The organism is Hydrogenophilus islandicus (assembly GCF_054657095.1).
Genome location: NZ_BAAHXE010000044.1, coordinates 1 through 13,397, shown reverse-complemented (window position 1 = coordinate 13,397; position 13,397 = coordinate 1). Strand labels below are relative to the sequence as shown.

Below are 13,397 nucleotides of genomic sequence, written 5' to 3'. Positions count from 1 at the left end.
TTATACAAGTTGCTTGAATAACTCCGGTCGCTCCCTCTGCCATCGCTTCAGTGCCTCGACGGGAGCAACATGTCCCAGGGATCGCTGCGGAATCTGATGGTTGTAGAGGTGTGCATAGCGCATGAGCGCCGCCTCCAATTCCCGGATGTAAGTTTCGCGTAAGGATTGATTATTACGCTATAAGCCATCGTCGAGGGGTCTTCCCTGGCGATGGCTTTTTTCTGGTCACCACAAAGGAGGTCGAGATGGACAAATCACCTGATGCTTACTGGAAAGCGACACTGCGCCTCATCGGCGTCGTGCTCGTGATCTGGTTCGCGGTCTCCTATCTCGCGGGGATCATTTTTGCTCCTGAGCTCAATAGCATCCATCTGGGGGGATACCCGCTGGGCTTTTGGTTCGCCCACCAGGGTTCCATCTATGTCTTCGTCGCGCTGATCTTCTGGTATGCAAAGCGAATGGATGACATCGACCGCGAGTTTGATGTCCACGAAGAGTGACAAGGAGAGGGAATCATGTCGTTGAACGCATGGATTTGGTTGATCGTGGGGCTCTCCTTCGCACTCTACATTGGGATCGCGATCTGGACCCGCGCAGGGAGTACCTCGGAGTTTTACGCCGCAGGGGGTGGTGTCCATCCGGTGATGAACGGGATGGCAACCGCTGCCGACTGGATGAGCGCCGCGTCGTTCATCTCGATGGCGGGGTTGATCTCGAACATGGGGTACGGTGGGGGGCTCTTCCTGATGGGGTGGACCGGCGGCTATGTGCTTCTGGCGATGACGCTCGCCCCCTATCTGCGCAAGTTCGGTAAATTCACCGTGCCGCAGTTCATCGGTGACCGCTTCTACTCGAAGAGTGCGGCGGTGGTGGCGGTGATCTGCCTGCTCTTGGCGTCGATCACCTACATCATCGGGCAGATGACCGGTGTCGGGGTCGCCTTCTCCCGCTTCCTCGGTGTCTCCCAAGAGGTGGGGATCTATGTCGGGATGGGGATCGTCTTCCTCTACGCCGTCTTTGGTGGCATGAAGGGGATCACCTACACGCAGGTCGCGCAATACATCGTGCTGATCGTTGCGTACACGATTCCGGCGATCTTCATCTCGACGATGCTCACCGGTAACCCCATTCCGCAGCTCGGGTTGGGTTCGACGCTCAAAGGCAGTGACGTCTATCTCTTGGAGCGTCTCGACCAGATCGTCACCGAGTTGGGCTTCGGGAAATATACGACGACCACGGCGGGGAGCACCCTCAACATGTTCGTCTATACCCTGAGCCTGATGATCGGTACCGCCGGTCTGCCGCACGTGATCATGCGTTTCTTTACGGTCCCGCGCGTCAAGGACGCCCGGTCGTCGGCCGGTTGGGCGCTTGTCTTCATCGCGATCCTCTACACCACGGCCCCCGCTGTTGCCGCGATGGCGCGCTACAATCTGCTCACCACCGTCTATCCGGCGACGCTCGAGAATAAACCGATCGTCACCGCCGAGCAGGGGATCAAGTACGAGGAACGCCCCGACTGGATGAAACGGTGGGAGGTCACGGGACTACTGAAGTTCCAGGACAAGAACGGCGATGGCCGCATCCAGTTCTACAACGACAAACCCAATGACGAAGCGGCGAAGAAGCGGTTTGAGGCGGCGGGCTGGAAGGGGAATGAGCTTACAGTGAACCCCGACATCATCGTCCTCGCCAACCCCGAGATCGCGATGCTCCCCTACTGGGTGATCGGGTTGATCGCCGCAGGGGGTTTGGCGGCAGCGCTTTCGACTGCGGCAGGGCTCCTGATGGCGATCTCGGCTGCGATCTCGCACGACCTGGTGAAAGGGGTCTTTGCTCCGAACATCAGCGAACAAGGTGAGCTGATGGCCGGTCGGATCTCGATGGCGATTGCGATTATCGTCTCTGGTTACCTCGGTCTCAACCCGCCGGGCTTCGCCGCAGGGACCGTGGCGCTCGCGTTCGGTTTGGCCGCCTCCTCGCTCTTCCCCGCGATCATGATGGGGATCTTCTCGAAGAAGATGAACAAGGAGGGGGCGATTGCCGGGATGATCGCCGGGATGGCGGTGACCCTCTTCTACGTCTTCGCCCACAAAGGGCTCTTCTTCATCAAAGGGACCGAGTATGTCGACCTCATCGGCGGCCCGAACAGCTTCTTCGGAATCACGCCAGAGGCGTTTGGTGCCGTGGGGGCATTGGTGAACTTTATCGTCGCGTACCTGGTCGACAAGTTTACGCCTGAGCCTCCGGCCCACATCCAAGCGCTTGTCGAGAGCGTGCGGGTGCCGCGTGGGGCCAAAGCGGTCGATGGGGCGCACGTCTGACGCGTCTGTCACCGGGCTACCCGGAGTGGTAGCCCTCGCAACCGTGTAAAATAAAACAGACCGCCAACTCCGGTTGGCGGTCTCTCTCTTTCAGGATCACCCAATGGCCGACGTTCGCCTGACTGTTTCACTGGCGCTCAACTGGATTCTCTTTCTCGCGCTCTTTCCCGCCACCTTCGTTTGGCTGCGTCGGGCCTATCGCATCATCGTCCGGCACGACTACTCCGAAGTGGCATTGAAAGGGGGCGAACCCCCACCGGATGCGGAACGGTGGGCGCCTTATACGGCGGCGGTCAATCTGGTCGCTGGTGCGGTGACGGCGTACGTGATCTACGGCGTAGTGGTATTGGCGCTCCCCTTTGAGACCTGGACCGCGATCGCGGGGACGACGATCTGGTTGAAACTTATCCTCGATTTTGCGTTGAGCCGCCACGCCCACTGGCGGGCGAAGCAAGCGCAGCAAGCTGCGCGCGCGCCGAACGTTCCCAACGATTGACAGCGACCGCATAGACGGTGGCGAGCACCGTAAAGAGGACGAGCGAAAAGAGCGAAAGGTTGAGGAAACTCACGGGGACGCCGCCGATGGTCCAGCGGCTCATCGGTTCGGCCCACCAGACGATCGCGACGTTGTAACAGAGCCATACCACCACTTCTGCCCAGGTGAGCCGCCGCGTGCGGCACCAGAAGGCGCGCCGGATCGCTTCGGCTAGGGCTTCTCGTTCGCTTCCTGGCATGATTGAACGTGGGGCGCTGCAAGGAGCGCCCCGTTCGTCGTTACGCCATCTCTTCGTAGAGGGGGAGCGTCAAGAATTCAGGGAAATCGGGATCGAGCGCCATTTTCTCAAAAATCTGCGCCGCCTTCTCATAGGTGGCAACCGGTTCCCCTTGGGCAGTCACGACCGCTTTCACCTTCGCGAGCTCCTCAGGGATCAGCGCGCGGACGAGCTCTGCAGTCACCTTGCGGCCGTCGGTGAGCACCCCTTTGGGGCTGTAGACCCACTGCCACACCTGGGAACGGGCGATCTCGGCGGTCGCGGCGTCCTCCATCAAGTTGTGGATCGCCACCGCGCCGTTGCCATTGAGCCACGCGCCGAGGTAGTGGATCGCGACGTTGATGTTGTTCCTGAGCCCCGCCTCGGTAATCGGCTGCTCGGGGCGAAAATCAAGAAGATCTTTCGCAGTGAAGGTCTCCGTACGCTGTTTTTCCCACTGGTTGGGTTTGTCGCCGAGGACTGCGACGAACTCCTCCATCGCGATCGGAACCAGACCGGGGTGGGCGACCCAGCCGCCGTCAAAGCCGTCGTTGGCATCCCGCCGTTTGTCTTTGCGTACCCCTTCGAGCGCGCGGGCATTCGCTTCGGGGTCGTTCTTGATCGGAATGAGGGCGCTCATCCCGCCAATCGCCGGCGCCCCCCGTTTGTGGCACGTTTTGACCACCGAGAGGGCGTAGGCGCGCATGAAGGGGACCTCCATCGTGATCAGCCCACGGTCGGCAAGGCAAAAATCTTTGTTCTTCTTGAACTTTTTGATGCAGGAGAAGATGTAGTCCCACCGCCCCGCGTTGAGCCCCGCCGAGTGGTCGCGAAGCTCATAGAGGATCTCCTCCATCTCGAACGCTGCGAGGATCGTCTCGATCAGCACCGTCGCCTTGATCGTCCCGCGGGGAAGACCCAGCTCGTCTTCAGCGAAATTGAAAACGTCGTTCCACAGGCGCGCCTCGAGGTGGCTCTCCAGTTTCGGCAGGTAGTAGAAGGGGCCTGCGCCGCGTGCGACCTGCTCTTTGGCGTTGTGGAAGAAGGCAAGCCCAAAGTCGAAGAGCCCGCCAGAGACCCGCTGGCCATCTACCAAGACATGTTTTTCGTCGAGGTGCCAGCCGCGCGGCCGGATCTGGAGCACCGCGACCTTGTCGTTGAGCTTGTAGGCTTTGCCGTTTTCGGCAACGAAGTCGATTTTCCGTCGGACCGCGTCATAGACGTTGATCTGCCCTTGGATCTGGTTGAACCAGTTGGGGCTGTTGGCGTCTTCGAAGTCGGTCATGTAGCTGTCGGCGCCGGAGTTGAAGGCGTTTACCACCATCTTGCGGTCCGACGCTGGTCCGGTGATCTCGACGCGGCGACATTCGAGCGCTTTGGGGACCGGGGCAATTTTCCAATCGCCGGCGCGGATGTGCGCCGTTTCAGGCAGAAAATCGGGCATTTCGCCGGCGTCGATCCGGGCTTGCCGTTCCACTCGGGCGCGCAGGAGCTCTTGCCGGCGCGGTTCGAACTGACGGTGGAGTTTGGCCACGAACGCGAGCGCCTCGGGGGTGAGGATCTCGTCAAAGCGCTCGTGCATCGGCGCGTTGATGATCACGCCGGGAATCGGTTGAGTCGACATCGCTTTTGTCTCCCTAAGAAAAGAGTCAAGACCAATAAATAGAGATGAAATAATAGCAGGTGAGCGCGCTTCCTGCGAAGAGGACAAAGCGGCGCAACCGTGAGGGGGGCAAGCGGCGTGCGAGCCGCCCTGCGAGGTAACCCCCGAGGCTGGCGCTTGCCGCAGTCACGACGAGGTGGGGCCAACTGACCGCTCCCCCGAGGACGAAGGTCGCCGCTGCGACGGTGTAGATCGCGGCCGAAAGGGCATTTTTGAGCGCCTGGATTTCATGGATGTCGTCGATGCCCTGAAGCGCGATCGCCGCGATCATCACGATCCCCATTCCGGCACCGAAAAAGCCGCCATAGACGGCGACGATGAGCTGAAAGAGGCGCGCGCTCGGGCGAGCGATCACCGGAGACGAAGCGTCTTGAGCGGCGGTCGGGTGGGGAAGAGAAGGGTTCTTTGCACGGTGGGCGGTGAGCCACTGGTTGAGTCGGGGTGCCGCAGCAAAAATGAGGGTTGCCGCAAGAAGCAGCCACGGGATCATCACCGCGAAGGTGCGGTTGGGGGTGAGCAGAAGCAGCAGTGCGCCAAGTGCCCCGCCGATGAGTGCCATGACCGTCATCGCGGGAAGCGCTTTGGCGTAGCGGCGGAGCTCCTTGCGGTAGGCCCAAGCGCTCGCGAGGCTCGCCGGCCAGAGGGCGACCGAGTTGGTGGCGTTCGCGACCACCGGAGGAAGGCCCGCTGCCAAAAGTGCCGGGAATGAGAAGAAGGTGCCGCCACCGGCGAGCGCGTTCATCGCGCCGGCCGCGGCACCGCCGGCGACCACCCAGAGCCAAGCGGCAAGCGCGGGAAGGGAATCGCTCATTGGAGGTTCAGGATGCGCTCGGGGAGGGGAGGTAGTTCTTGATTTTGCGATCTTCCTGGATCACGTGATGGATGAGCCATTCGCGCAACAGGCGCAGGAGGGCGTCGCGCTCCTCTTTCGGAAGCGCGTCGGCTGTGGCGCTGCGGGCATGGGCGAGGAGAATCTTTTCAGTCAGTTCGTCGAGGCGGCGAACCAGTGCTTCATGCGCCTGGGCGTGTTGGGCCAGTTCGGGGTAGCCGATGCTTTTCATCACCGCCTCTTCCCGCGCGAAGTGGGTTTGGGTGTAGTCGTGCAGTTCGTTGAGCGCAAGCGTCAGCTCACCCATCGACGCGTGGGAGGTGAAGAGCGACTGAACGCGGTTGATCAGCGCGATCAGCCGTTGGTGATCGGAGTCGATCTTGTCGTGGCCGATCGCCAGCTGGGGCCGCCACTCAAGCGGGGTAAAGGTTGATGTTGTGGGCTTCATCGGGCTGCGATTCCTTTGCACTTCACCTCCACTGGTGCGATTATACGGGGGCCGTCGCCGCGCGCTGTAGCCACCCTGGCTGCGATGCAGAGTGCATTGGCTGCGGCGCTGGGGGAGAGTCACCATAGCGCGTTGGCTTAGCGCCCGTTGCTGCGGTACAATAATTGCCGTGCGGAGGCGTGGCCGAGTGGTTTAAGGCAGCGGTCTTGAAAACCGCCAGGGGTTCTCGCCCCTCGTGAGTTCGAATCTCACCGCCTCCGCCACCGGTCAAAACTTCTCCTGCCGCAATACCCCTACGTCAAACGTGTAAGCAACCACCGCATAGTGGCGGAAGTAACGCGCCATCACGTGCTCGAGGATCGCTTCGGCCACTTCTGGGGCACAGAGGACTTCGATGCGCACCGTTTTGGCGGCTTCCCACTCGCCGCTGCGCGCCCCGCGTGACCCCTGGCCCCGCACTTCGCACACGCTGAAACCGTGGGCGCCGAGGCGCATCACATCTTGGGTAATGAGCTCTTCGATCGCCTCTTCGGCGATGATCACGACCAGTTGGCGAGTTGCACGGCTTTTCATCTTCGCTTATCCATAGAGGCGCTGGGCGATCAGATGGTATAAAGGGATGCCCAGCAGAATGTTGAATGGGAAGGTGACGACAAGCGCTGCGCCGATCGAGAGCGCCGGGTTGGCTTCGGGAACCGCGATGCGCATCGCGGCCGGTGCGGCAATGTATGAGGCGCTTGCGGCAAGCGTCGCAAGGAGCATCGCCCCGCCGGCGGAGAGTTGCGCGGCTGCTGCAGCCGCGAAACCGAGGGTGGCGGAAATGAGCGGCATCACGACGCCAAAAAGGGCAAGGAAGCGCCCAGCCCGCTGTAGAGCGGCGATCTGCCCCGCGGCGACGAGCCCCATCTCCAACAGGAAGAGCGAGAGCGCCCCTTTGAAACCGACGAAGTAGAAGGGTTCAAGCGGGACCATCTTCTCGGGTCCGGCAAGCCAGCCGATGACCAGAGCGCCAGCGAGGAGCACGATACTTTTCCCTAGAAGGACTTCGTGGGCGAGGGTTTTCCAGTTCACCGCCTTCAGCTCTTCTACTTTCGCAAGAAGTATGCCGACGACGATCCCGGGGATCTCCAAGAGGACGAGAAAGAGCGGTGCGTAGGGTTCAAAGGAGACGTTTCGCGCGCGCAGGTAGTCGATGGCGACGGCGAAGGTCACCGCGCTCACCGAACCGTAGTGGCCAGCGATTGCGGCGGCGTCTGGGCGGGGCAGCCGCCCGATGCGGAAGAGAATCGGAAAAGCGACCAATGGGATCGTCGCCCCTAAGAGCAGCACCAACCCCGCTTGGGGGGCGACCGCAGAGAGGGGGACTTTCGCGAGTTCGACCCCCCCTTTCAACCCGATCGCAATCAAAAGGTAGATCGACAGCGTCTCATAGAGCTGCCCAGGAATTTTGAGGTCGGAGCGGGCGAGGCGCGCAAGAAAACCGAGCACGAAGAAGAGTGGGACGGGGTCGATCGCCATGGCGGTGATTCCGTGGAGAGTCAATAATTCATAATTATACTCAGCGTTCCGCCTCGAACTCTTCACGTGTCAGTGCCCGACGGACGCCGACGCGACGGGCGTTGGGGGTGAAATCGGTTTTCGCGATCGTCACTTCGACCCAGTCGATTTTGGCGTCGTGGGTGAAGAGGTATTCGACGATTTCGGCCGCGAGGGTCTCGAGCAGATCGACGTGCGCTCGTCCCGGCCACGATTGGATCTGCTCGAGGGCCAACGAGTAGTCGATGCAGGAGGAGAGCGACTCCGGCCGGAGCGGCGCTTGGCCCCGGGCGCGCAGTGAGATTTCTACTTTTTGCGGCGCGATCCGTTCGTGGGGAAGGAGACCAACGGAGACGGTCACCTCCAACCCGTCGATGAAGACTTCGTACATCAGGAGCCCAGAGAAGAGGAAACGGCAGGATTGTAGCCGTTGTGCGACAATATCGCTAAAAGTTGCGAGGGAGAGCCGATGGAATCGCTTCTCGACGTCGTGGTGTTGGCAGCAGGAAAAGGGACGCGGATGCGCTCGGCGCGGCCAAAGGTGGTGCAGCCGCTCGCCGGAAGGGCGCTCCTTGCCCATGTGCTGGAGACGGCAGAAGCGCTCGCGCCCCGCTCTGGGGTCGTGGTGGTTGGCCACGAAGCGGAAACGGTGCAGCAGGCGGTGGCGCTCCCTTCCCCCACGTGGCGGTGGGTCGAGCAGCAACCGCAGCTCGGCACCGGCCATGCGCTCCAGGTGGCGTTGCCGTTCCTTGTTGACTCCCCTGCGGAGGTGCTCCTTGTCCTCTACGGCGACGTTCCACTCATCCGCACGACCACGCTCACCAGGCTCACTGCAGCGGCACAGGGAGGGGAGCGGCTCGCGCTCCTGACTGTGACGCTCGATGACCCCACCGGCTACGGGCGGATTGTCCGCGATCAGAGGGGGCAGGTCGTCGCGATTGTCGAGGAGAAGGATGCCGACCCCGCGACGCGGGCGATTCGCGAAGTCAATACCGGCGTGATGGCGATTCCCAAAAGGCGCCTCGCGGCGTGGCTTGCGGCGTTGTCGCCGAACAATGCGCAAGGGGAGTACTACCTCACCGACATCGTTGCGCGCGCTGTCGCGGAAGGCTTTCCGGTGGTCGCGGTCGAGCCCGAGTCGGTGACCGAGACCCTGGGAGTGAATGACCGCAAGCAGCTCGCGCTACTCGAGCGGCTCTATCAGCAGCAGATCGCGGAGGAGCTGCTCGCCGCCGGCGTGACGCTCTTAGATCCTGCGCGCGTCGATGTGCGCGGGCGGCTCACCTGCGGCCGCGACGTGACGATCGACGTCGGCTGCTGTTTTTCCGGTGACGTGGTGTTGGGGGATGAGGTGGTGGTCGGGGCCTACTCGATTCTCCACGACTGTGTCGTCGGGCCGGGGACGCGGATCGAGCCCTTTTCGCACCTCTCGGGGGCGCGGATCGGCGCGCGCGCAGTGGTGGGGCCGTTCGCGCGGATCCGGCCGACGACGGTACTTGCTGATGGGGTCCATATCGGCAACTTTGTCGAGGTGAAAAATAGCGAATTGGGGCAAGAGACGAAAGCGAACCACCTCAGCTACATCGGCGATGCGACCGTAGGCGCGCGGGTCAATATCGGCGCGGGGACGATCACCTGCAACTACGATGGCGCGAACAAGCACCGCACCGTGATTGAAGATGAGGCGTTTATCGGCAGCGACACCCAACTCGTCGCGCCAGTGCGGGTGGGACGCGGGGCGACGATTGGGGCGGGGACGACGCTCACCAAGGATGCGCCCCCCGAGGCGCTGACGCTCTCGCGTGCCCCCCAAAAGACGGTGGTGGGGTGGAAGCGGCCGGTGAAGAAAAAGGTGCTCAAGGGGGAATAGACGATGTGTGGCATTGTTGCGGCGGTTGCCGCGCAGGGGAATGTGGTCGATTTCTTGCTCGAGGGGCTCGCGCGGCTCGAGTACCGCGGCTACGACTCGGCGGGGGTCGCGGTGGTAGCCGAGAATGGCGAGTTACTCCGGCAGCGCGGCACCGCCCGGGTCGCGGCGCTGGCCGATGCGGTGCGCGCGGCGGGGATCGCGGGGACTTTGGGAATCGCGCACACCCGCTGGGCGACCCACGGCGTGCCGTCGGAAGCGAACGCCCATCCCCATGTGGTCGGGGGCGTCGCGCTCGTCCACAACGGCATTATCGAAAACGCGAATGCGCTCCGCGCGGAACTCACCGCGCAAGGGGCGACGTTTACCTCCGAGACCGACACCGAGGTGATCGTCCAGCTCGTTGCGCAGGGGCGGGCGAAGGGGCTCGCATTGCGCGATGCGGTGATTGCGGCGCTTGAGCGTCTCGAGGGGGCGTTTGCGATTGCCGTGATCGACCGCGACACCCCGCAGACGCTCATCGTCGCTCGGCGCGGTTCTCCCCTGGTGATCGGCTTGGGCGAGGGGGCGAACTACACGGCGTCGGACGTTGCTGCGCTCGTGTCGCGTACCCGGCAAGTGATCACTCTGGAGAATGGCGATGTCGCGGAGCTCACCCCCACGGCGGTGCGCGTCTTTACCGCCGACGGCACGCCGGTCGAGCGCCCGGTCCGCACGACTGCCCTTTCGGCCGACGCGGTGGCGTTGGGGGGGTATCGCCACTACATGCAAAAAGAGATCTTTGAACAGCCGCAAGCGATTGCCGATACCGTCGGCGCGATCGGCGGCGGGGTGGCGCTCGGCGCAGAGTGTTTCGGTGTGCCGCCGACCTGGTTCGACGACGTGGGGCAGGTGCTGATTCTGGGGTGTGGGACGAGTTACCACGCCGGGATGGTGGCCCGCTATTGGCTCGAAGCGTACGCCGGAATCCCGACCACGGTGGAAATTGCGAGCGAATACCGCTACCGGCAAAGTGTCCCCAATCCGACAACGCTTGTGGTTGCGATCTCGCAATCGGGCGAAACGGCCGATACCCTCGCGGCGCTCGAACACGCCCACCGGTTGGGGATGGCAAAGAGTCTCGCGATCTGCAACGTCCCCGAATCGGCGCTCACCCGCGTCGCGGCAACGACCTTCCTCACCCACGCTGGCCCCGAGATCGGGGTGGCGTCGACGAAGGCCTTTACCACGCAGCTGGTTGCCTTGGCGCTCCTCACCCTCACGTTGGCGAAACAACGCGGCCGCTTGTCGCCCGACGAGGAGCGCATGTTGCTCACCCGGCTCCGCCATCTTCCGGTGGCGCTCCAAGCCGTGTTGGCAAAAGAGGAGGAGATTGCCGCGTGGGCAACCCGTTTTGCTGAGAAGGACCACGCGCTCTTTTTGGGCCGCGGGGTCCATTGGCCGATTGCGATGGAAGGGGCGTTGAAGCTCAAGGAGATCAGCTACATCCACGCCGAGGCCTACCCCGCAGGGGAGCTCAAGCATGGGCCGTTGGCGCTTGTCGACGCGCGGATGCCCGTCGTCGCCGTCGCCCCGAATGACCAGCTCCTCGACAAGCTCATGGCGAACCTCGAGGAGGTGCGGGCGCGCGGCGGCGAACTCTTCGTCTTTGCCGACCAGGGGGTGACGGTGCCGCAGGTACCCCACCTCCACGCGCTCCAGTTGCCGGAGCACTACGGCTTCTTTTCACCGATTGTCCACGTGGTGCCGCTGCAGCTCTTGGCGTACCACGTCGCGCTCGTCAAAGGGACCGACGTCGATAAACCGCGCAACCTCGCGAAAAGCGTGACGGTCGAGTGAGGGAAGCGGCTACGGAATCAGAAAGACGTGGACGCGCCGCGGGCCGTGGGCGCCGAGCTGGATCGTCTGCTCGACGTCCCCGGTGCGCGAGGGGCCGGCGACGAAGTTGATCGTGCGCGGCAGCCGCTCGCGCCAGTCAAGGACCCCTTCGCCAAGCTCCTGGCGCAAGAGCGCCCAGAACGCCTCGAAATCGGCGGCGATGCGCCCGCACGACAAGACCACCAGCTGGTTGTCGGGGACAAAGCGGTGGGTGGTGGGGTGGATCGGCGCGGAGAGAAAAACGAGGCTCCCCACTTCGGCGACTCCGGCGTAGGCTTCGCTCACCGCCGTTTCGGTGGTGACCGTTGCTGGCGCGCAGTGAAGCGTCCAATCCTGCGGCCACGGGAGGTCGAGGAGCGAACCGCTCGCGTGGGTGGGGGGCGCGACCCCCGTCTCCGCGCACCACTGGGCGACCGCTTCGGGAAGCTGATCGCGGTGGGGGAGGAGCGTGTAAGTTCCGGCGCGGGCGGTCCAGAGCCTCGTCCACCGCTCGACGAGCGGCTCGTCCCCCAGCGCAAGGCGCGGATGGGGGGCGCGCGGCGCGATCGCAGCCAGGGTGGGCGCTCCCCCTTCGCTTTTTCCGAGGGAGCGGCGGATCGCGGAAAGCACCACGTCCCGATGCGAAAAGCCGTTTGGGGTTGTGGTATTCATTGCTCCCCCTCTTTCATCTGCCACAACTCGAGAAAAGTTCTTCCCGGTGGGGTGGGAAGGTCGCGCACGGCGAACCAGCCGCGGGCAAAGGGTAAGCGCGTAAGCGTCCGCTGCCCTCTTGCCCACAGAGCCAAGAGGCGCACCTGAAGCCGCTCGAGTGCATGGTAGAGGGCGGGGCGGGTGGCCACCATCCGCCACAGTGTGAGTATTCTCCCCTCGAGCGTCGGCCGGATCCCCGCTTTGTGTTGTTCGTGGCGCAGTCGCCGCAAGAGGTCGGGGAGCGGGATCTTCACGGGGCAGACCTCTCCGCACCGGCCATTGAGCGTACAGGCGTTGGGCAGATCGACGGCGTTGTCGAGACCCGTAAAGAGTGGCGTCAACACCGCCCCCATCGGCCCCGGGTAGACCCACCCGTAGGCGTGGCCGCCGATCGAACCGTAGACGGGGCAGTGGTTCATGCAGGCACCGCACCGGATGCAGCGGAGCATCGGGCGGAAGGGGCCGGCAAGCATCCGGCTGCGGCCATTGTCGACCAGGACGACGTGAAACGCTTCGGGCCCATCCTGGTCGCCTGGGCGACGGGGGCCGACCGAGTAGGTGGTGTAAGTCTCGCTATCCTGTCCCGTCGCGGAGCGGGCGAGGAGCCGGAGGAAGAGGGCGACATCTTCGAGGGTCCCCACCACCCGTTCGATGCCGGCGGTGACGATGTGCACCCGCGCGAGCGTCTGCGTCAAGTCGCCGTTCCCTTCGTTGGTGACAATCAGCGTCTGGCCGGTTTCGGCAACGAGAAAATTGGCCCCGGTGATGCCGACGTCGGCTTGGAAGTACTTTTGCCGCAGCTGTAGCCGCGCCTCCGTCACGAGCCCCTCGACAGTCGTCTGGCGGGGCGTACCGTGCGCCGCGGCAAAGAGGTCAGAGACCTGCTCCTTGGTTTTGTGGACTGCCGGGGCAATGATGTGCGACGGCGCCTCCCCGGCGAGCTGAATGATGTACTCCCCGAGGTCGGTCTCGACCACCTGGTAACCGGCCGCTTCGAGTGCGCCATTCAAGCCGATCTCTTCCGCGACCATCGATTTGCCTTTGGTGATCACCCGGGCGTTCGCTGCGCGGCAAATCTCAAGGATGATTCGCCAGGCGCTCTCGGCGTCGGGGGCCCAATGGACCACCCCGCCGTGGCGGGCCACTTCGGCCTCAAATGCGGTGAGGTAGGTGTCGAGGTCAGCGAGGATCTCGTCTTTCCGCCGCGCTGCCGCGTCGCGCAACCGCTCAAATTCGGGGACGAGGGCAACCGCTTTCGCCCGTTTACCGACAAACCCTTCAGCGGCACGTGAGAGCGCCGCTTGCAGGTTGGGTTCATGGAGCGCAAAGGTGGCTTGGCGGCGAAAGGTGCGCGGCGAACGTTCGCTCCCTTGTCGGCAGGGGGTTGAGGGGGGGTGCGCCATCGTCATG

General features: G+C 63.4%; 14 protein-coding genes, 1 tRNA gene and 1 pseudogene. 6 read left to right on the top strand and 10 right to left on the bottom strand.

Features of this window, described 5'->3' with window-relative positions:
• Positions 1–141: pseudogene (locus ACYQ6T_RS10060) on the bottom strand (IS481 family transposase); the annotation flags it as partial.
• A 104-nt stretch (positions 142–245) separates the two neighbouring features.
• Here ACYQ6T_RS10060 and ACYQ6T_RS10055 point away from each other — a divergent pair.
• The 3 genes from ACYQ6T_RS10055 to ACYQ6T_RS10045 all read left to right on the top strand — a co-directional run bounded on the left by ACYQ6T_RS10055 (position 246) and on the right by ACYQ6T_RS10045 (position 2,820).
• Positions 246–500 carry a DUF4212 domain-containing protein gene (locus ACYQ6T_RS10055; protein WP_459830475.1) on the top strand — a complete coding sequence of 85 codons (255 nt, stop codon included), beginning with the start codon at positions 246–248 and terminating at the stop codon, positions 498–500.
• A gap of 15 nt (positions 501–515) precedes the next feature.
• The gene (locus tag ACYQ6T_RS10050; protein ID WP_459830474.1) at positions 516–2,324 is read left to right on the top strand and encodes a sodium:solute symporter family protein; all 1,809 of its coding nucleotides are present in this window, start codon (positions 516–518) and stop codon (positions 2,322–2,324) included.
• Positions 2,325–2,427: 103 nt separating this feature from the next.
• On the top strand, positions 2,428–2,820 hold the full coding sequence (locus ACYQ6T_RS10045) for a hypothetical protein (RefSeq protein WP_459830473.1): 393 nt from the start codon (positions 2,428–2,430) through the stop codon (positions 2,818–2,820).
• Here ACYQ6T_RS10045 and ACYQ6T_RS10040 read toward each other — a convergent pair.
• Genes ACYQ6T_RS10040 through ACYQ6T_RS10025 form a run of 4 tightly spaced genes read right to left on the bottom strand, consistent with a single transcriptional unit; the run spans position 2,729 to position 6,016 of the window.
• Positions 2,729–3,058 carry a DUF4212 domain-containing protein gene (locus tag ACYQ6T_RS10040; protein ID WP_459830472.1) on the bottom strand — a complete coding sequence of 110 codons (330 nt, stop codon included), beginning with the start codon at positions 3,056–3,058 and terminating at the stop codon, positions 2,729–2,731. The two genes, ACYQ6T_RS10045 and ACYQ6T_RS10040, sit on opposite strands and share 92 nt — an antisense overlap.
• A 40-nt stretch (positions 3,059–3,098) precedes the next feature.
• Positions 3,099–4,700: a malate synthase A gene (gene aceB, locus ACYQ6T_RS10035; protein WP_459830470.1), complete on the bottom strand. Its 1,602-nt coding sequence runs from the start codon at positions 4,698–4,700 to the stop codon at positions 3,099–3,101.
• Positions 4,701–4,725: 25 nt separating this feature from the next.
• The gene (locus ACYQ6T_RS10030; RefSeq protein WP_459830468.1) at positions 4,726–5,550 is read right to left on the bottom strand and encodes a sulfite exporter TauE/SafE family protein; all 825 of its coding nucleotides are present in this window, start codon (positions 5,548–5,550) and stop codon (positions 4,726–4,728) included.
• 7 nt (positions 5,551–5,557) lie between these two features.
• Entirely contained in the window at positions 5,558–6,016 is a 459-nt protein-coding gene (locus ACYQ6T_RS10025; protein ID WP_459830467.1) for a bacteriohemerythrin, read from the bottom strand.
• 173 nt (positions 6,017–6,189) lie between these two features.
• Between ACYQ6T_RS10025 and ACYQ6T_RS10020 the strand changes: the two genes are divergently transcribed.
• Positions 6,190–6,279 (top strand) — tRNA-Ser (locus ACYQ6T_RS10020).
• 4 nt (positions 6,280–6,283) lie between these two features.
• Here the strand turns inward: ACYQ6T_RS10020 and ACYQ6T_RS10015 are convergent.
• Genes ACYQ6T_RS10015 through ACYQ6T_RS10005 form a run of 3 tightly spaced genes read right to left on the bottom strand, consistent with a single transcriptional unit; the run spans position 6,284 to position 7,943 of the window.
• Positions 6,284–6,589 carry a P-II family nitrogen regulator gene (locus tag ACYQ6T_RS10015; RefSeq protein WP_459830466.1) on the bottom strand — a complete coding sequence of 102 codons (306 nt, stop codon included), beginning with the start codon at positions 6,587–6,589 and terminating at the stop codon, positions 6,284–6,286.
• Between the two features lie 6 nt (positions 6,590–6,595).
• Entirely contained in the window at positions 6,596–7,534 is a 939-nt protein-coding gene (locus ACYQ6T_RS10010) for a sodium-dependent bicarbonate transport family permease (RefSeq protein WP_459830464.1), read from the bottom strand.
• Positions 7,535–7,574: 40 nt separating this feature from the next.
• Positions 7,575–7,943 carry a dihydroneopterin aldolase gene (locus ACYQ6T_RS10005; RefSeq protein WP_459830463.1) on the bottom strand — a complete coding sequence of 123 codons (369 nt, stop codon included), beginning with the start codon at positions 7,941–7,943 and terminating at the stop codon, positions 7,575–7,577.
• Between the two features lie 78 nt (positions 7,944–8,021).
• Between ACYQ6T_RS10005 and glmU the strand changes: the two genes are divergently transcribed.
• Complete coding sequence (glmU, locus tag ACYQ6T_RS10000) at positions 8,022–9,422, top strand: bifunctional UDP-N-acetylglucosamine diphosphorylase/glucosamine-1-phosphate N-acetyltransferase GlmU (RefSeq protein WP_459830462.1); 1,401 nt, start codon at positions 8,022–8,024, stop codon at positions 9,420–9,422.
• 3 nt (positions 9,423–9,425) lie between these two features.
• Positions 9,426–11,258, top strand: a complete 1,833-nt coding sequence (glmS, locus tag ACYQ6T_RS09995) for a glutamine--fructose-6-phosphate transaminase (isomerizing) (RefSeq protein ID WP_459830461.1) — start codon at positions 9,426–9,428, stop codon at positions 11,256–11,258.
• Positions 11,259–11,267: 9 nt separating this feature from the next.
• Here glmS and ACYQ6T_RS09990 read toward each other — a convergent pair whose 3' ends face one another.
• Both ACYQ6T_RS09990 and ACYQ6T_RS09985 read right to left on the bottom strand, forming a co-directional pair.
• Entirely contained in the window at positions 11,268–11,948 is a 681-nt protein-coding gene (locus tag ACYQ6T_RS09990) for a LutC/YkgG family protein (protein ID WP_459830459.1), read from the bottom strand.
• The gene (locus ACYQ6T_RS09985; RefSeq protein ID WP_459830477.1) at positions 11,945–13,390 is read right to left on the bottom strand and encodes a LutB/LldF family L-lactate oxidation iron-sulfur protein; all 1,446 of its coding nucleotides are present in this window, start codon (positions 13,388–13,390) and stop codon (positions 11,945–11,947) included. The genes ACYQ6T_RS09990 and ACYQ6T_RS09985 overlap by 4 nt, the downstream gene beginning before the upstream one ends.
• Positions 13,391–13,397: the final 7 nt, after the last annotated feature.